This is a genomic window from Ruegeria sp. SAZA006 (assembly GCF_059613465.1).
This window is the reverse complement of record NZ_JBXWSO010000003.1, coordinates 46132-64245: the sequence shown is the minus strand read 5'-3', so window position 1 is coordinate 64245 and position 18114 is coordinate 46132. Positions and strand designations below refer to the sequence as shown.

Sequence of the window (18114 nt, the reverse complement as noted above, 5' to 3'; positions counted from 1 at the left end):
TGGTCAGGACCTTCGCAGGGCGGACCGGAACTCGGACAGGCGGAATGCGCCCAGCAGGTGGCCCAGAAGGAAGTAAGATACCGCGGCGACCACGATCAGGCCCAGCAAGGCCAGATAGCGCCAGCCCGGAACCTCGAACGTCCAACCGAACAGCTGCATCGCCGCGATCAGCACCACGCCCATTCCAATTGAAGCGGCCAATATCCTGGGCGCTCGGCGCTTGAATCGGTCGTCGAAACGGGCTTCGTCGCCCATGCGCCGGGCGCCCAGTGCCAACAGCGCCACCATGCCCCACCCGGCGGCTGAGGCCGCGATGGCCGGGGCGATCCAGCCGACGATTGGGTACAGCCCAAAGGCCAGAACGGCGTTGATGACCATCGCCACCATGGCATACCGGAAGGGCGCGCGGGTATCCTCGCGGGCGAAGAACAGCGGTTGCAGCAGCTTTTGCAGCATGAAAGCCGGCAGGCCAATGCCATAGACCGCCACGGCCAACGCGGTGGCAACCGTGTCTTCGGGTGTGAACTGTCCACGCTCGAACAGGACCGAGACCAGCGGCACCGGGATGAGAACGAAGGCCACGGTGGCCGGAATGGTCAGCAACAGGGTGAACTCTCCGGCGCGGGAAAAGGCGTTGCGCGCGCCATCGCCGTCCCCCGCGCGCAGGCGGCGCGACAGGTCGGGCAACAGCACGATGCCAACGGCGATGCCGACCACGCCCAGCGGCAGCTGATACAGCCGGTCGGCGGCAAAGAGCCAGCTGATGGCCTTTTCGGTCTTTGACGCGACCAGCTGCCCGACAACGAGATTGACCTGCGTCACACCCATGGCAAGTGCCGCCGGTACCGCGATCCGAACCATGTTGCGCATTTCAGGGCTGAGCTTCGGCCGGCCGAACCGGATGCGAATTCCGGCGCGTTCGGTGGCGACCCAAACCAGCGCCAGTTGAGCAACCCCGGCAATGGGTATAACTGCGATGAGCCAACGGATGACCTCGCCCCCGGTTGCCGCGCCTACGATCAGTGCCGTGCAGGCGAAGATGTTCAGCAGGACCGGTGCCGCAGCAGCGGCGGCAAAGCGCCCCGTGGCATTGAGAACCCCGGAAAACAGCGCGGCCAAGGACATGAACAGGATGTAGGGAAAGACGACATACCCGTACCCGACCGCCAGATCGAAACGTTCGTCGCCATAAAACCCCTCGGCCGTCAGCCAGACCAGACCCGGCATGAACACCATGGCCAGCCCGACCAGCGCCAGAACGGCCGCCGCCAGCAGGTTGAACGCATCCTGCGCAAACCCTTGCGCGTCTTCGCCGCCCTCCAGCCGTTTCGAGAACATCGGAACGAAGGCCGCATTGAAAGCGCCCTCGGCGAAGAACCGGCGGAACATGTTGGGCAGGCGGAAGGCTGCGACAAAAGCATCCATGACCGGCCCCGGCCCGATATAGGCTGTCAGCAGAATTTCCCGCAGAAAGCCCAGAATACGGCTGGCAAGGGTCCAGAACCCGACAGTGAACAGGCCCGAGAACAGGCGGATCTGCTTCATGAGGCCGCCCGCTCGGCGCCTTCGGTGATCGCGGTGCGCAGCTTGGCTTCCAGCGTTCTCTGCTTGGCCTCCGAGTGGTATTTGAGCCCGAACATGTCCTTGACGTAGAACGTATCCACCACCTGCTCGCCATAGGTCGCGATCACGGCATTGGCGATATAGACATTGGCGGCGGCAAGGGTCCGGGCCAGATCATAGAGCAGGCCCGGCCGGTCGCGGGTGTCGACTTCGATGATCGTGTAGATCTCGGACCCTTCATTGTCGAAGGTGATGTGCGTCGGGACGTTGAACGCCTTTTCCCGCTTCTTGATCTTGTCGCGGGACCTGAGCGCCTCGCGGGCCACCACTTCGCCCTTGAGGGTGCGGTGGATCATCTGGGTCAGGCGCGGCAGACGCGACAGTTCGAACGGGTGGCCGTCAGCGTCCTGGATCCAGAACGCGTCAGTCACGTAGCCGTCCTTGGTGGTATAGCTGCGGGCATCGACCACGTTTGCGCCCACGAGCGCCAGCGCGCCGGCGATTCGGGCAAAGATACCTGGGTGGTCGGCCATCGCGAAGCAGGCGCGGGTGGCGTCGCGATCCTCGTCTGGTTGCAGGCGGATCTCCATCGCGCCGGGGTCACCGTCGGCTTCCAGTGCGCGCAACATCTCAGCGAATTCGACATGGGTCGAGAGGTTAAGCCCCTGCCAATACGGATCATAGTGCCGCCCGGTTTCCGTCTTGAGATCGGCCTTGGACCAGGCAGACAACGCGTCACGCAGCGCTTTCTTGGCCTCGGCGCCACGATTGGCACGGTTGAGGTCCTCCATGCCGGTTTCCAGCGCGCGCTTGGTTTCCGCGTGCAAGGCCCGTAGCAGGGTGGCCTTCCAGTTGTTCCAGGTGTTCGGCCCAACGCCGCGGATGTCGCAGACTGTCAGGACAGTCAGCAGATCCAGCCGTTTGACGGTCTGAACCGCCTTGGCAAAGTCGCGCACCGTGCGTGGGTCCGAGATGTCGCGCTTCTGTGCCATGTCCGACATCAGCAGGTGATAGCGCACCAGCCATTCGACGGTTTCGCACTCTTTCTTGTTCAGCCCCAGCCGAGGCGCGACCGTCCGTGCGATCTTGGCCCCCAGTATCGAGTGATCCTCGGGGCGGCCCTTGGCGATGTCGTGCAACAGCAAAGCGACGTAAAGCACACGCCGGTTCACTCCGCCCTCGAGGATCGACGAAGCCAGCGGCAGCGCTTCGACAAGTTCGCCCCGTTCGATCTGCGCCAGGTTGATGATGCACTGGATCGTGTGCTCGTCCACCGTGTAGCTGTGGTACATGTTGAACTGCATCATCGCCACGATGGGCTCGAACTCGGGGATGAAGGCCGACAGAACGCCCAACTCGTTCATGCGGCGCAGCGCGCGTTCGGGATTGCCGTGTTTCAGCATCAGATCCAGAAAGATGCGCCTCGCCTCTTTGTCGTTGCGCATTTCGTCATCGATCAGGTGCAGGTTGGCCGTGACCAGTCGCATTGCATCGGGATGGATCAGCATGCCCGTGCGCAGGCCTTCCTCGAACAGACGCAGTAGATTCAGCTTGTCGCACAGAAAGCTTTTGGGGTCGGCCACATCCAGCCGGCCATGAACAACCTTATAGCCCGCCTTGACCCGTGGCTTGCGGCTGAAGATGCGTTCCAGCAACGGCGCGTTTTTCATATGTGCCGCTTCAAGCTTGGTCAGGAAGATCCGTGTCAGCTCGCCCACTTGAGTGGCTTCTCGGAAATAGCGCTGCATGAAGATTTCGACGGCCCGGCGGCCTGCTCGGTCTTCGTATCCCATGCGGTCGGCCACCTCGACCTGCAGATCAAAGGTCAGCTGTTCGGTTGCGCGCCGTGTCACCAGATGAAGATGCGAACGTACGGCCCAAAGGAAGTCTTCGGCCTGCACGAACGTGTTGAATTCGTCCTGGGTGAAAAGCCCCAGCGGGACAAGTTCAGCCACGTCGTGAACGCCGTAGATGTATTTGGCGATCCAATACAGCGACTGCAGGTCGCGAAGGCCGCCCTTGCCCTCTTTCACGTTCGGTTCGACCATGTAACGCTCGCCCTGCTTATGGTGGCGTTCGTCGCGTTCATGCAGTTTGGCTTCGATGAACTCGCGTTCGGTTCCTTTGAACAGCTCGGATTTCAGCCGGTTTTCCAGCTCATCGGCCAGGTCCCGATCACCGGCCAGATAGCGCTGTTCCAGCATCGCTGTCCGGATCGTGAAATCCTCGTCTCCCAGACGCAGGCAATCACGGATCGTGCGCGAGGAATGCCCGACTTTCAGCCGCAGATCCCAGAGAATGTACAGCATCGACTCGATCACGCTCTCGGCCCAGGCTGTGATCTTGTAGGGAGTCAGAAACAGCAGATCGACATCCGAAAACGGCGCCATCTCGCCGCGCCCATAGCCGCCCACCGCCAAAACCGCCATCTTCTCGCCCTGGGTCGGGTTGGCCAATGGATGCAGATGCTGTCCGGCCACAGTCATCGCGGCGCAGACCAGCCCATCGGTCAGATAGGTGTAGGACCGCGTTAACGGCCGGGCGTCGAAGGGCCGGGCGGTGAACGCCTCCTCGATGGCCTGACGCCCGGATTTCTGAGCATCCCGCAGAATCCGGACGGCCTCGTTTCGGGCTGCGGCCGTCTCCGGAATGTCTTTCAAGGCCTTCGACAGCAGCGCGTTGACCTTTTCGCCATCGAAGATTTCGCTGGCTTCGCAGATCAATGCGCCAGCCGGCGCGGGGATCGTCACAAGCTGATCAGAAACCGGCGCCAGAGAAGCTTTGCGGGGCAGGGTCAATCACAACTACCTGTTTGTTCTGGATCGTGGCCACGGCCAGACCTCGTTCATTCGTACCGTTCGGGCGCAGACGGAAAATTCCGCCAACACCCTGGAACCCGGCATTCTGGGTCAGGGCCGCGGCGGAAAGGGCATTGGACTTGCCTTGGCTGGCCAGAGCGCCGATGGCGGCGATGCCGTCATAGGCCAGGCCGCTGATCGGATGCGGTGCCTCGCCATAGGTCGCGTTGTAGCGCACGCGATAGGCCTGGGCCTTGGCAGGGTCGGGCAAGGCAAACCACCCGCCTTGCACGCCCGGTAGTTCCAGCGTCTGGGCCGGAATGTCCCAGCGGGTCAGGCCAATATATTGCACGGTTGCCGGTGGGACACCGGCCTCGGGCAGCAACTGGCTGAAGAGCGGCAGCGCACCGGCGGTTGTGGCGGTCAAAAAGAGCGAATCCGCCCCCGTCGAATCCACAGTTGCCTTGATTGCGGGGATGGCGTCGATCACACCCTGCTGAGATCGATCAAAACCGACCACACCCGCATTCGCCACACGGCTGTTGCCAAGTGCGTTCGAGATTGCCGCCTGGCCCAATTGGCCTGCCGCATCATTGCTGTGCACGATGACTGTGCTTTTCTTTCCCTGTTTGCCGGCGTAGCTGACAAGCCGGTTGGCCGTGTTGTCGAAGGTCGGGCCAAGGACAAACACGTTTCCGCCGGCAATGCTTGTATTGTTCGAGAAGGACAGAACGTTCACGTTCTTGCTCAGAACCGCAAGGCCCGCAGCATTTGCAGCCTGCGCGTAGACCGGCCCCAGAATGACCTTTGCGCCGTCGGCAACGGCCTGCTGCGCAACTGCGGCTGCCGTGTTCGGATTGCCGGCAGTGTCATAGACGCGAAGATCGATCTTGACGTTGTTCAGATCGGCCATGGCCAGCCGGGCAGCGTTCTCAAGGCTTTGCGCCAACGCGGCGTCGCCCGATTTGGGCACCAGCAGGGCTACGGGGATCGGCTCTGACGTATCTATCGACGGTCCGCGCCCGGTGGCGCCGGGTTCGCAGGCGGCCAAAAATGCCGCCGCGGTCAGGCCGATGGCGATTTTCGCCAGTTTGCGAACGGGCTTGCAAACGGTAAACATCTAAATGAAAACTCCCTGATCCGGCGGCAAAGAACGCTGCTGTTCTATCACGCCGCGATAATAAACGTCACGCTGCGAGGGTCCAGCTTTGAATTTCCAAAAGGTAAGATTGGCTGGGGGGCTGTATTTTGTTGCCACTCCGATCGGAACGGCGCGCGACATTACGCTCAGGGCGCTGGACGTTCTGGCCTCGGCGGATGTGATTGCGGCGGAAGATACACGCAGCCTGCGCAGACTGATGGAGATTCACGGTGTACCCCTCGAAGGGCGGCGCATCCTGGCCTATCACGACCACAGCGGCACGGCTGCGCGTGAAAAACTGATTGCCGAACTGTCAAAGGGCAAGTCCGTGGCCTACGCGTCCGAGGCCGGCATGCCCCTGATCGCCGATCCGGGATACGACCTGGGCAAACAGGCGGCCGAGGCCGGATTCACCGTGACCTGCGCGCCGGGACCCTCGGCGGCGCTGACCGCCCTGACGCTTGCCGGGTTGCCGACCGATGCCTTCTTCTTTGCAGGGTTCCTACCGAATGCGGCCGGCGCGCGCCGGTCGCGGATCGAGGCGCTGCGGGACATTCCGGGGACACTTGTGTTTTACGAATCCCCCAAACGCCTGGCGGCGTGCCTGGCGGACCTGGCGCAGGTTCTGGGCGGTGATCGGCAGGCGGCCATGTGCCGGGAACTGACCAAGAAGTTCGAGGAAGTCCGGCGGGGTAGCCTGGCAGAGCTGTCCGAACAGTATCGAGATGCCACTGTGAAGGGCGAGATCGTCTTTCTGGTGGACCGTGCCCATTCACAAGCCGTTAACGATTCAGATGTAGAAGAAGCGTTGCGACAGGCTCTGGAAACGCACTCGGTGCGGGATGCGGCGGATCTGGTGTCCAGGATGTATGACCTGCCGCGACGGCCGATTTATCAGAAGGCCCTGAAGATGGGAAAGGGATGACATGGCGCGACGGTCGGTCCAAGGCTCGGTTTCCTATCACGCCGGGCAGGCGGCCGAGCACAGCGTCGCTGCCGATTACGAAAGCCGAGGGTTCAAGGTCTGTCAAAGGCGCTGGCGCGGCGCAGGGGGTGAGATCGACCTGATCGTTCGGGATGCGCAGGGCCTTGTGTTCGTCGAGGTCAAGAAAAGCCAAAGCTTTGACAGCGCCGCCGCGCGGATCAGCAAACGGCAGATCGACCGGATATGCGCCTCGGCGGCGCAGTATTTGGCGCAGGAACCGGGCGGGCAGCTGACCAATGTCCGGTTCGATGCGGCGCTGGTGGATGCAACAGGCGCAGTGCAAATCGTCGAAAACGCCTTTGGGCAGGACTGATCGCCATTGAACACCCGTCCCCGCTGGGCCATGTATCTGGCGTGACTACGAGGGACACGCCATGAAAATCGCCTTTCAGATGGACCCGATCGGGGCCGTGGACATCAATGCCGACAGCTCGTTCCGGCTGGCCGAAGAAGCCCAAGCCCGTGGGCACCAGCTGTTTTACTACGGACCTGATCAACTGGCCTATCAAGAGGGGCGCATCACCGCCCGCGGTCACGACATGACGGTGCAACGGGTTGCGGAGCAGCCGGCGGTTCTGGGGCCTGAGCGCGAGGTTGATCTGGCGGATTTCGATGTCGTCTGGCTGCGTCAGGACCCGCCGTTCGACATGCATTACATCACCTCAACCCATCTGCTGGATCGGTTGCGTGGGCAGGCTCTGGTGGTGAATGATCCGTTCTGGGTGCGCAACTACCCGGAAAAACTGCTGGTTCTGGATTTTCCCGACCTGACACCGCCCACCACGATCGCCCGCGATCTGCGGACCATCAAGGCGTTCAAGGAAAAGCATGGCGACATCATCCTCAAGCCGCTCTATGGCAATGGAGGGGCTGGCGTGTTCCGACTGGATGCCGATGACCGCAACCTGACCTCGTTGCACGAGTTATTCACCGGTTTCTCGCGAGAGCCGCTGATCGTTCAGAAATTCCTGCCGGATGTGCGCAACGGCGACAAGCGGGTGATCCTGGTCGACGGTGAGCCGGTCGGCGCGATCAACCGCGTTCCGGCCGAGGGTGAGACCCGGTCGAACATGCATGTGGGCGGCCGTCCCGAAAAGATCGGCCTGACCGACCGCGATCTTGAAATCTGCGCGGCCATCGGACCGCTCTTGAGGGAAAAGGGCCAGATCTTCGTGGGTATCGACGTGATCGGAGACTATCTGACCGAAATCAACGTGACGTCGCCCACCGGAATCCAGGAATTGGAGCGGTTCAACGGCACAAATATCGCCGAAAAGATCTGGCAAGCGATCGAGGCCAAGGTCTAAGCCGCAACCCGGGCGCTGATCCTGTAGCTCAGCGCCTCGGCCACATGGGGGCGGCGCACATCGGGCGCGCCCTCGAGATCGGCAATGGTGCGGGCCACGCGCAGAATGCGGTGGTAGGCCCGCGCCGACAGGCCGAACCGCTCGGCCGCCTTGACCAGCAGGTCCTTGCCCTCGGCGTCTGGTGCGGCGACCTCTTCCAGCAGATTGCCTTCGATATCGGCATTCTGGCGAATGCCGGGCGTGTCCTGAAAACGCCGGGCCTGAACAACGCGCGCCTGCTGCACCCGCGCGGCGACGGTGGCCGAGCTGTCTCCGGATGGCGGCAGGTCAAGGTCGGTAAAGCCCACGGGCGGCACCTCGATCCGCAGGTCGAACCGGTCCATCAGCGGCCCCGAGATGCGGCCCAGATAGTCCTCGCCGCAGACGGGTGCGCGCGAGCAGGCGCGTGACGGATCGCTGAGATATCCGCATTTGCACGGGTTCGCCGCCGCCACCAGCATGAACCGGCAGGGGTATTTCACATGGGCGTTGGCGCGGGCGACCATGACTTCGCCGGTCTCGATGGGCTGGCGCAGGGTTTCCAGAACCGTGCGTGGAAATTCGGGGAATTCGTCCATGAACAGGACGCCGTTGTGGGCCAGGGAAATCTCGCCGGGTTTCGCGCCTTTTCCGCCGCCCACGATCGCCGCCATCGACGCCGTATGATGCGGTTCGCGGAACGGGCGGGTCCGGCTGATGCCGCCTTCGTCCAGCATGCCGCACAGCGATTGGATCATCGAGGTCTCGAGCGCTTCGGTGGGCGTCAGCGGCGGCAGAATGCCGGGCAAGCGGGCGGCGAGCATGGATTTGCCCGATCCCGGCGTGCCGATCATGATCATGTGGTGACGGCCGGCCGCTGCGATTTCCAGTGCGCGTTTTGCCCGTTCCTGCCCTTTGACGTCGCGCAGGTCGCGGGTCGAGGGTTCCAACCTGACCTCGCCGGGCTGGGCGACCGGCAGGGCCGACTGGCCGGTAAAATGGCGCACGACGTCGGCCAGGGACGCGGCCCCGATCACCTGGGTCGCGTCGACCCAGGCCGCCTCGGCACCTGACGCGCGCGGGCACAGCAGCGTGCGGCCCTCGGCCGCGGCGGTCATCGCGGCGGGCAGGGCGCCGGCCACGGGTACCAATGAGCCGTCCAGCGAAAGCTCGCCCAGAGCCATGGTGCCTTCTGCGGCGTCGGCGGGCAGGATGTCGATGGCACAGAGCAGGGCCAGCGCGATCGGCAGGTCGAAATGGCTGCCTTCCTTGGGCAGGTCAGCGGGCGACAGGTTGATCGTGATGCGTTTGGAGGGCAGCGCGATGGCCATTGCGCTAAGCGCGCTGCGCACGCGTTCGCGGGCCTCGGACACGGCCTTGTCCGGCAGACCGACGATTGAAAAGGCGGGCAGCCCGGGGGAGACGGCGCATTGCACCTCGACCGGGCGGGCCTCGACCCCCTGAAAGGCAACGGTATGAGCGCGGGCGACCATGGCGATCCTGTTCGTGGTTAACAGGGCCTTGCTGCCATGGCGCCGGTTTAAGAATGGTTAACGATCACACCGCTTGCCGGATCATTTGCGTGAATTTCGGCCACGCTCCGGGGTCGGCCACGGTTTTGTCGCGGCAGAAGGTGTTGCAGAAGCCCCATCGTTTGCCATCCAACTCCAGAAAAGCGGTCACCGGCTTGCCGGAATAGGGGCAGAGGTCATTGACCGAAGGCCCCGCCTCAACTGCGCGGGCTGTCGAGGCCCCGCCGATCGGCCATGGCTCGGCGTCGAGCGGCTGGTCATAGGGGAACGAGTCGTAGTCGACCGTCAGACCCATCGCGCGCCATTGTCGAACCGCCGGGTCCGACAACAATTCCATGCAGTAGTCGTGGTTCTGCTCGGACACGGGCAGACCGTAGCCGATGATCCGGGCCGCGACCGGCGTATAGAACACGTCGGCCAGCGAATAGCTGCCAAACAACGGGCCGGACGTCGTGCCCGAGATCTTGCGCGCATGCGCCCACAGGGTCTCGATCCGGGTCAGATCGGCGCGGGTTTCGTTGGTCGGCTCGAACGCTTTCCAGCGGTGTTTGAGTTGCATGGGGCAGGCCGACCGCAGCGCGTGGAACCCGGCGACCATCTCGGCACACAGCCAACGGGCGGTTGCGCGGGCGGCAGCGTCTTGCGGCCACAGCCCGGCATCGGGGTGGCGTTCGGCGAGCGTCTCGGCCATGGCGAGGCTTTCGCCGACCACCGTGCCGTCGGGCAGGCGCAGCGCAGGGACCAGACGGGCCGGGGCCAGCGGCTGCATATCCCGGGCCATCGTGCCCGAATACAGGCCGATCATGTGGGTCGTGTGGGGCAGGCCGGATTTTTCCAGCATCAGCCAGCCGCGCATGGACCAGCTTGAAAACAGGCGGTCCCCGATGAAAAGGTCATATGTCATGGCCCGAGGATGGTCGACCGCCTGATATCAGTAAAACGCTGAATTGTGCGCGCCGTGTTCACGGAAGATGATTGATCCGGCCGGCCGACCAGGTTTTGCCGTTAAAGGCCAACTCGGTCACCGAGAGGTTGTCGATGCGATGGGCGAAGGTCTGTTGCGCGTCCAGGTCAAGGGCGCGCTGCACCTGAGTCAGGATCACGCCGAAATGGGCCACGATGACCAGATCGGCGCCTGTATGCATACCGATCAACCCGTCGATCGCCGTGTCGACCCGGGCGCGGACCGCGTTCCAGCTTTCGCCGTTGGGCGGGCGCACGTCGCCGGGGCTGTCCCAATAGGCAAAGGCCAGTCCGGGGTCTTCGGCCTCGATCTCGGCGAAGGCGCGCATCTCCCATGTCCCGAAATGGATCTCGCGCAGATCGGGATGGTGCGGCAGCCGGCGGCGCCTGCCCTGAATGGCCGTGGCCGTATCCGCGGCGCGCGACAGGTCCGATGAAATGACCAGCGCATCCCGCGGCAGGTGATCGTGCAGGCGCGCGAGGGTTGCGTGGTCGCTCAGGTCGGCGGGAATATCGGACCAGCCCACCATCGTTTTGGCATGGGTCGGGCCGTGGCGGACAAGATGCAGCCGGGTCACGGCAACTGACCTTTCAAAACCTGCGGCAGTCCCGCGATGACCTGAACCACAAGGTCGGCTTGGGCGGCGAGGGCGATGTTCAACCGCCCCTGCGCCTCGCGGAATTTGCGGGCCAGCGCATTGTCGGGAACGATACCGTGCCCCACCTCGTTCGAGACGATCACGACCTGCGCGGGGCAGGTCCGTAGCGCGGCCAAAAGGGCGGCCTGTTCCTGTTCAAGATCGCTGCCTGCCAGCAGGTGATTGCTGAGCCACATCGTTGCGCAATCGATCAGACAGACCTGATCCGGGCTCAGCCCCGCCAGCGCCGGGCGCAGGTCCATCGGGGCTTCGATCGTGGCCCAGCCGTCGCCTCTTTGGTCCACATGGCGCCTGATTTTTAGGCGCATCTCATCATCAAACACTTGTGATGTTGCCAGGTAGACGCGGGTTTTTCCTGTTGAAACGACGAGTTGCTCGGAAAATGCAGATTTTCCCGATGCCGCGCCACCCAGGACAAAGGTTAAATCGGGATGCATTTTTTACTACCTTTACAGTGATCCACCCGGTGCGCCCTTGCGTATCGACCATACGTCGGCAAGGCAAGACCGGCGGCGCCTACGACAGATGGGAGAGCTGCATGGCACTGGATAACCCGAACGACTTCTCGATGTCCCGGCAGGCTATGAAAGCCGAATTGCTGGATGCGGAAACCGAATTGCGCCTGGCGTATGCTTGGCGCGACGAACGCGACGAACAGGCCCTTCACCGGTTGATAACGGCTTATATGCGGCTGGCAATTTCAATGGCGGCCAAGTTCAAACGCTATGGCGCGCCGATGAATGACCTGATCCAAGAGGCCGGGCTGGGCCTGATGAAGGCCGCTGACAAGTTCGACCCGGATCGCGGGGTCCGCTTTTCGACCTATGCGGTGTGGTGGATCAAAGCCAGCATTCAGGACTACGTGATGCGCAACTGGTCGATGGTACGGACCGGTTCCACATCGTCCCAGAAATCCCTTTTCTTCAACATGCGTCGCGTTCAGGCCCGGCTGGAGCGCGAAGCCGCGACCGATGGTGTAGAATTGGACCGTCATCAGCTGCACCAGATGATCGCGGCCGAGATCGGTGTTCCGCTGCGCGATGTGGAAATGATGCACGGCCGGCTGGCCGGCTCAGACTTTTCCCTGAACGCCGTTCAATCGGCTGACGAGGATGGTCGGGAGTGGATCGACGCGTTGGAGGATGATCGCGAGCAGGCTGCTGAAACTGTAGAGAACAGCCACGATACCCGCCAATTGCGGGAATGGTTGATCACGGCGATGCAGGCGCTCAACGATCGGGAGCGGTTCATTGTGCGCGAGCGCAAGCTGCGCGAGCCGGCGCGTACATTGGAAAGCCTGGGTCAGGAACTGGGTTTGTCCAAGGAACGCGTGCGACAGCTTGAGGCAGCGGCGTTCGTGAAGATGCGCAAGAACCTTGAAGCTCAATCGCGCGAGGTGCAACACTTCTTCGCATGAGACATCTTGCGATTCTGACGGCGGCTGTGCTGTCGCTGACACTTTTGACCCGGCCAGTTCTGGCCGGGGACCTTATCCCCGACGATATACTGGCACAGATGAGGGACGCCGATGTCGTGATCCTTGGCGAAGTTCACGACAACCCGCTGCATCACTTGGTCCAGACCGAAGCGATTGCGGACATCGACCCGTCTGCGATGGTCTGGGAAATGGTGACCGAGGAAGGGGCTCAGAGACTGGCGCAGACTGCCGCCTCGAATCCCGAGGAGCTGTCACGCATCCTGAGATGGGCCGAAACGGGATGGCCTCCGCTCAGCATGTATTACCCTGTTTTCCAAGCATCAGAGGCTCCGGTATACGGAGCGATGGTGCCGCGCGCGGCTGCGCGGGCGGCGATGGAACGCGGTGCCGCAACGACTCTGGGCGCGGATGCGGCGCGGTACGGGTTGAACATTCCGTTGGCTCCCGAGGATCAAGCGGCGCGCGAGGCCGAGCAATTGGCGGCGCATTGCAACGCACTTCCGGCGGAGGCCTTGCCGCAACTGGTGGCGATCCAGCGTTTGCGCGATGCTGTTCTGACCCGGGCCATTCTGCGTGCAATTGATGAAACCGGCGGTCCGGTGGCGGTGATTACCGGAAACGGGCACGCGCGCAAGGATCAGGGCATTCCGACCTTTCTGTCGCGCCTGCGTCCGGGCCTGAAGGTCTTTGTTCTCGGTCAGTCCGAAGACGGTGTCGTGACGGGTGAATTTGACGCGGTGATTGACAGCCCTGCGGCCGAACGCGAAGACCCTTGCAAGGCCTTCGAGACTCAGAATTAAGCGCTGGAACTCGGGACATGGGTTGCATAGTGTCGAGGCCGAGCACGACCGGGAAGGGCTGAACATGCTGGCATCCAAACGGATCCTCTTGATCCTTGGCGGTGGGATCGCGGCCTACAAATCGCTGGATCTGATCCGAAGGTTGAAGGAGCGCGGGGCGGCGGTGACCCCGGTCCTGACCCGCGCTGCCGAGGAATTCGTAACCCCCTTGTCCGTCTCTGCTCTGGCCGGTGAAAAAGCTTATCGTGATCTGTTCGACCTGACGGACGAGGCCGAGATGGGGCATATCCAACTGTCGCGTTCAGCTGATCTGATCGTCGTGGCCCCGGCGACCGCAGACTTGATGGGCAAGATGGCCGGGGGTCTGGCCAATGATCTGGCATCCACCCTGTTGATGGCCACGGATACCCCTGTTTTATGTGCCCCGGCGATGAACGTGCGGATGTGGAACCATCCGGCAACACGCCGGAACCACAAGCAGCTGATCGCGGACGGCGTCCGGTTTGTCGGACCCAATGACGGTGACATGGCTTGTGGCGAGTTCGGTCCCGGCCGCATGTCGGAACCTCTCGAGATCGTGGCGGCGGTCGAGTCTGCCTTGTCGGATGGCCCACTGAAGGGAAAGCGGATTCTCGTGACGTCGGGGCCGACGCATGAGCCGATTGATCCGGTTCGGTACATTGCAAACCGATCCTCGGGGGCGCAGGGGACGGCGATTGCCAACGCTTTGGCGGCCCTGGGGGCCGAAGTCGTTTTCGTAACCGGCCCTGCGGATGTGCCACCGCCCCAAGGGGTCCAGGTTGTGCAGGTTGAGACTGCGCAACAAATGTCGGATGCGGTGGACGCGGCTCTGCCGGTGGATGCGGGCGTGTTTGCCGCAGCCGTGGCCGATTGGCGGATAGACGGGGCATCAGACCGCAAGTTGAAGAAAAGCCGCGATGGGATGCCTGCCCTGCAATTTGCCGAGAACCCTGACATCCTCAAACGGATTTCGCATCTGGAGACCGGCCGACCCTCCTTAGTCGTGGGTTTCGCCGCTGAAACGGATGATGTGATCGCCCACGCAACCGCCAAGCGGGCGCGTAAAGGGTGCGATTGGATCCTGGCCAATGATGTCAGTCCGGTGACCGGCATCATGGGTGGGGCCGAAAATGCGGTCGTGCTGATATCGGATGCGGGTGCCGAGGAGTGGCCGCGCATGGGCAAGGACGCAGTGGCCGCGCGGCTGGCGGAAAAGATCGCAGCCGCGCTGGCGCGGTGATGCGGCTGTTTGACAGAAGATGAAGGTTGGGATGCGCTGATGGTGGCAATCCGGGTGATCCGAGAAGACGGGGCCGATCCGGCCGTTGCATTGCCGTCCTATGAAACGGCCGGGGCAGCCGGCGCTGACATACGCGCCAACCTGCCTGATCGGGGGTCGATTACCCTTCAACCCGGTGAGCGCGCCTTGGTCCCGACCGGCCTGCGGGTAGAAATTCCGGATGGATATGAGATCCAGGTGCGTCCGCGCTCGGGACTTGCGTTGAAACACGGGATCATGCTGCCGAACGCACCAGGCACGATTGACAGCGACTATCGCGGTCCCTTGGGGGTGATCGTGCTGAATGCGGGGCAGGAAGCCTTTGAAATCGGACATGGCGACAGGATTGCGCAGTTGGTCGTGGCCCCGGTGATCCAGGCGCGGTTCGAGATGACGGACAGCCTGCAGGAGTCGCGGCGCGGTTCCGGTGGGTTCGGATCCACGGGGCGTGCCTGATGGTTCTGGTACTGGCACTGGCAGCGGGGCTTTGGGGGCTTGGCTACCTCGCTGGTGCCTCGCGTACTGCCCGTTGGGTGTCGGTTTTGGTTTTGCTGGCAGGGGTGGTTCTGTCTCATCTGGTTTTGCCCGACGGGAACCCACTGCGCGAGGCCACAGGCGGCTCGGCCGCGATGTGGCTGATTCTGGGTGGTTTCGTTCTGCTGGCCATGGGTTATGGCGCTGTGGTGAAAGCCCTGAGGCGCCGGGCCAACCCACCGTCGGATATTCGACCGAACAGCCCACCTGACCAGTTCAGCGAAGCCGAACTGGAGCGCTATGCCCGTCACATCGTCCTGCGCGAGCTTGGTGGACCCGGGCAAAAACGGATGAAGGCCGCTCGTGTATTGGTGATCGGGGCAGGTGGATTGGGCGCACCGGCGCTGCAGTACCTTGCAGCCGCCGGCGTGGGCACGATTGGCGTCATTGACGATGATGTCGTCGAGAATGCCAATCTGCAGCGGCAGGTCATCCATCGGGATGCAGACATCGGAATGCCTAAAGTCTTTTCTGCGCAGCAAGCAATGGAGGCGCAGAACCCCAATGTCATCGTTCGCCCCTATCACCGCCGCCTGACGGACGACATCGCGGCCGACCTGTTCGCGGATTATGATCTGATCCTCGACGGCACCGACAATTTTGAAACACGGTATCTGGCCAACCGCACCGCGGTGGCTTTGGGCAAGCCCCTTATCTCAGGCGCGCTGTCCCAATGGGAAGGCCAACTGAGCGTGTTTGACCCCGCCAGGAACGCGCCCTGCTACCAATGCATTTTTCCCGAAGCGCCTGCTCCGGGGCTAGCGCCCTCATGTGCTGAGGCTGGGGTGCTCGGGCCACTGCCGGGCGTGGTGGGGGCGATGATGGCGGTTGAGGCGGTCAAGGTAGTCACGGGTGCAGGTCAGGCCTTGCGTGGCGAGATGCTGATCTATGACGCGCTTTATGGCGAAAGCCGCAAGATCACCCTGACCCGGCGGGACGATTGCCCTGTTTGCGGGCAACCCGTTTGATCGCGGCCACTGGACGATCTTGCCTGGCATTCCTAGCTTGACGCTTGAAGGAGACCCCAATGACCAATCCGATCCTGTCCGACTGGACGACCCCGTTCGAAATCGCGCCCTTTGCCGAAATCTCGGATGACGATTTTGCCCCGGCACTGGAAGCTGCTCTGCAGGCCCATGCCGACGAGATCGACACCATCGCGACGAATACCCAGCCCGCGAGTTTTGCCAACACGATCGAAGCGCTGGAAGCGGCGGGCGAGGCCGTGAACAAGGTTCTGTCGGTGTTCTTCACGGTCGCTGGCGCAGACAGCAACCCGAAGCGCGAAGCGTTGCAGCGGGAATTTTCGCCCAAGCTTGCAGCCCATTTCGCCGCGATTTCCTCGAACAAGGCGCTGTTCCAGCGTGTGGACGACCTTTGGGCGAAACGAGATACGCTGGATTTGACCGAGGAACAGGATCGGGTTTTGATGCTCACCCATCGCGGGTTCGTCCGCTCGGGCGCGGCGCTGCACGGGGCGGAAGATGCCCGGATGCAGGAGATCAAGGCGCGTCTGGCGTCATTGGGCACCGCGTTCACGCAAAACCTGCTGGCGGACGAGCGTGGCTGGTTCATGGAGCTGACCGAAGATGATCTGGCGGGACTGCCGGGTTTCGTTGTCGATGCGGCACACGCGGCCGGTCGGGAAAAAGGAGCCAAGGGGCCGGTTGTCACGCTGTCGCGGTCTCTGATCGTGCCGTTCCTGCAGTTCTCGCCACGTCGCGACCTGCGGGAAAAGGCTTACCGCGCCTGGGCGTCACGCGGGGCAAACGGAGGCGAGACCGACAACCGCGCGATTGCCGCCGAAATCCTTCAACTGCGCGAAGAACGGGCCAAGTTGTTGGGCTATGACAGCTTTGCGGCCTTCAAGCTCGAGACCGAGATGGCCCGAACCCCCGAACGGGTGCGCGACTTGCTGATGCAGGTCTGGGCACCCGCCAAAGCCCGGGCCGAGGCCGACGCGGAGATCCTGACGCGGATGATGCAGGAGGATGGCGTCAATGGTCCGCTCGAACCTTGGGACTGGCGGTACTATGCCGCAAAACGGCGCAAGGCCGAGCATGATCTGGATGAGGCAGAACTCAAACCCTACCTTCAGCTAGAGCGCATGACCGAAGCCGCCTTTACCTGCGCCAACCGCTTGTTCGGGTTGGAGTTCGCGCCGCTGGACGTGCCGCTGTACCACCCGGATTGCCGAGCCTGGGAGGTGACCCGGCGCGGCAAACATGTTGCCGTATTCATCGGAGATTATTTTGCGCGCGGATCGAAACGGTCGGGCGCATGGTGCAGCGCGATGCGGGCGCAGGCCAAGTTTCCCAAGGTCCAGACGCCAATCGTCATCAATGTTTGCAACTTTGCCAAGGGCGATCCGGCGCTGCTGTCATATGACGACGCACGGACCCTGTTTCATGAATTCGGGCACGCACTGCACCAGATGCTGTCGGATGTGACCTATGACAGCATCTCGGGGACCAGCGTTGCGCGGGATTTCGTGGAGCTGCCCAGCCAACTGTATGAGCATTGGCTGGAAGTGCCGGAGGTTCTGGCCGAGTTCGCAACTCATGCCGAAACCGGAGCTCCGATGCCACCGGAACTGCTGGACAAGGTTCTGGGTGCCGCCAATTTCGATCAGGGTTTTCAGACGGTCGAATACGTCGCCTCAGCGCTGGTCGATCTGGCCTTCCACGACGGTCCGGCCCCGGCTGACCCCATGGCGAAGCAGGCTGAGGTTCTGGCCGAGATCGGGATGCCGCATGCCATCGGCATGCGCCACGCGACGCCGCATTTCGCCCACGTGTTTGCGGGTGATGGCTACAGCTCGGGTTACTACAGTTACATGTGGTCCGAAGTGATGGATGCCGACGCATTTGCTGCCTTCGAAGAGGCAGGAGGCGCGTTTGATCCCGAGCGGGCGCAGGCTCTGGAGGACAACATTCTGTCCAAAGGAGGCTCGAAGGAGGCCGAGGATCTGTACCTGGCGTTCCGGGGCCGGTTGCCGGGTGTCGAAGCCTTGCTGAAAGGTCGGGGACTGGTGGAAGCGTAGCGGTCGAATTGCGCTCGGCAAGACGGGGGCGGC

16 protein-coding genes are annotated in these 18114 nt (G+C 62.7%); 9 read left to right on the top strand and 7 right to left on the bottom strand.

Annotation, left to right across the window (positions count from 1 at the left end):
- Positions 1 to 3: 3 nt before the first annotated feature.
- From murJ to AC2FNZ_RS01170, 3 genes are read right to left on the bottom strand one after another with little or no spacing between them, the layout of a single operon-like run.
- The gene (gene murJ, locus AC2FNZ_RS01180; protein ID WP_496839273.1) at positions 4 to 1545 is read right to left on the bottom strand and encodes a murein biosynthesis integral membrane protein MurJ; all 1542 of its coding nucleotides are present in this window, start codon (positions 1543 to 1545) and stop codon (positions 4 to 6) included.
- Positions 1542 to 4361 carry a [protein-PII] uridylyltransferase gene (locus tag AC2FNZ_RS01175; RefSeq protein ID WP_496839272.1) on the bottom strand — a complete coding sequence of 940 codons (2820 nt, stop codon included), beginning with the start codon at positions 4359 to 4361 and terminating at the stop codon, positions 1542 to 1544. Before AC2FNZ_RS01175 ends, murJ begins: the two co-directional genes overlap by 4 nt.
- Positions 4321 to 5481 carry a penicillin-binding protein activator gene (locus AC2FNZ_RS01170; RefSeq protein WP_496839270.1) on the bottom strand — a complete coding sequence of 387 codons (1161 nt, stop codon included), beginning with the start codon at positions 5479 to 5481 and terminating at the stop codon, positions 4321 to 4323. Before AC2FNZ_RS01170 ends, AC2FNZ_RS01175 begins: the two co-directional genes overlap by 41 nt.
- Positions 5482 to 5569: 88 nt before the next feature.
- Between AC2FNZ_RS01170 and rsmI the strand changes: the two genes are divergently transcribed.
- The 3 genes from rsmI to gshB all read left to right on the top strand — a co-directional run bounded on the left by rsmI (position 5570) and on the right by gshB (position 7794).
- Positions 5570 to 6427, top strand: coding sequence for a 16S rRNA (cytidine(1402)-2'-O)-methyltransferase (rsmI, locus tag AC2FNZ_RS01165; protein ID WP_496839268.1), 858 nt, complete (start codon positions 5570 to 5572; stop codon positions 6425 to 6427).
- Position 6428: 1 nt separating this feature from the next.
- Positions 6429 to 6800, top strand: coding sequence for a YraN family protein (locus tag AC2FNZ_RS01160; protein ID WP_496839266.1), 372 nt, complete (start codon positions 6429 to 6431; stop codon positions 6798 to 6800).
- Positions 6801 to 6861: 61 nt separating this feature from the next.
- Positions 6862 to 7794 carry a glutathione synthase gene (gene gshB, locus AC2FNZ_RS01155; RefSeq protein ID WP_496839264.1) on the top strand — a complete coding sequence of 311 codons (933 nt, stop codon included), beginning with the start codon at positions 6862 to 6864 and terminating at the stop codon, positions 7792 to 7794.
- Here gshB and AC2FNZ_RS01150 read toward each other — a convergent pair.
- The 4 genes from AC2FNZ_RS01150 to cobU form a co-directional block, all read right to left on the bottom strand.
- Complete coding sequence (locus AC2FNZ_RS01150; RefSeq protein WP_496839262.1) at positions 7791 to 9305, bottom strand: YifB family Mg chelatase-like AAA ATPase; 1515 nt, start codon at positions 9303 to 9305, stop codon at positions 7791 to 7793. The two genes, gshB and AC2FNZ_RS01150, sit on opposite strands and share 4 nt — an antisense overlap.
- Positions 9306 to 9369: 64 nt before the next feature.
- Positions 9370 to 10248, bottom strand: a complete 879-nt coding sequence (locus tag AC2FNZ_RS01145) for a glutathione S-transferase N-terminal domain-containing protein (protein WP_496839260.1) — start codon at positions 10246 to 10248, stop codon at positions 9370 to 9372.
- Between the two features lie 58 nt (positions 10249 to 10306).
- Positions 10307 to 10885, bottom strand: a complete 579-nt coding sequence (locus tag AC2FNZ_RS01140; RefSeq protein WP_496839258.1) for a histidine phosphatase family protein — start codon at positions 10883 to 10885, stop codon at positions 10307 to 10309.
- The gene (cobU, locus tag AC2FNZ_RS01135; protein ID WP_496839256.1) at positions 10882 to 11403 is read right to left on the bottom strand and encodes a bifunctional adenosylcobinamide kinase/adenosylcobinamide-phosphate guanylyltransferase; all 522 of its coding nucleotides are present in this window, start codon (positions 11401 to 11403) and stop codon (positions 10882 to 10884) included. Before cobU ends, AC2FNZ_RS01140 begins: the two co-directional genes overlap by 4 nt.
- Before the next feature lie 101 nt (positions 11404 to 11504).
- Between cobU and AC2FNZ_RS01130 the strand changes: the two genes are divergently transcribed.
- The 6 genes from AC2FNZ_RS01130 (at position 11505) to AC2FNZ_RS01105 (ending at position 18081) form a co-directional block, all read left to right on the top strand.
- Positions 11505 to 12383: an RNA polymerase factor sigma-32 gene (locus AC2FNZ_RS01130; RefSeq protein WP_093963433.1), complete on the top strand. Its 879-nt coding sequence runs from the start codon at positions 11505 to 11507 to the stop codon at positions 12381 to 12383.
- Positions 12380 to 13204, top strand: a complete 825-nt coding sequence (locus tag AC2FNZ_RS01125; protein WP_496839254.1) for a ChaN family lipoprotein — start codon at positions 12380 to 12382, stop codon at positions 13202 to 13204. The genes AC2FNZ_RS01130 and AC2FNZ_RS01125 overlap by 4 nt, the downstream gene beginning before the upstream one ends.
- Before the next feature lie 64 nt (positions 13205 to 13268).
- The gene (gene coaBC, locus AC2FNZ_RS01120; protein ID WP_496839443.1) at positions 13269 to 14465 is read left to right on the top strand and encodes a bifunctional phosphopantothenoylcysteine decarboxylase/phosphopantothenate--cysteine ligase CoaBC; all 1197 of its coding nucleotides are present in this window, start codon (positions 13269 to 13271) and stop codon (positions 14463 to 14465) included.
- A 39-nt stretch (positions 14466 to 14504) separates the two neighbouring features.
- The gene (dut, locus tag AC2FNZ_RS01115; RefSeq protein WP_170461280.1) at positions 14505 to 14960 is read left to right on the top strand and encodes a dUTP diphosphatase; all 456 of its coding nucleotides are present in this window, start codon (positions 14505 to 14507) and stop codon (positions 14958 to 14960) included.
- Complete coding sequence (locus AC2FNZ_RS01110; protein WP_496839252.1) at positions 14960 to 16006, top strand: HesA/MoeB/ThiF family protein; 1047 nt, start codon at positions 14960 to 14962, stop codon at positions 16004 to 16006. Before dut ends, AC2FNZ_RS01110 begins: the two co-directional genes overlap by 1 nt.
- Before the next feature lie 59 nt (positions 16007 to 16065).
- On the top strand, positions 16066 to 18081 hold the full coding sequence (locus AC2FNZ_RS01105; RefSeq protein WP_496839250.1) for a M3 family metallopeptidase: 2016 nt from the start codon (positions 16066 to 16068) through the stop codon (positions 18079 to 18081).
- Positions 18082 to 18114: the final 33 nt, after the last annotated feature.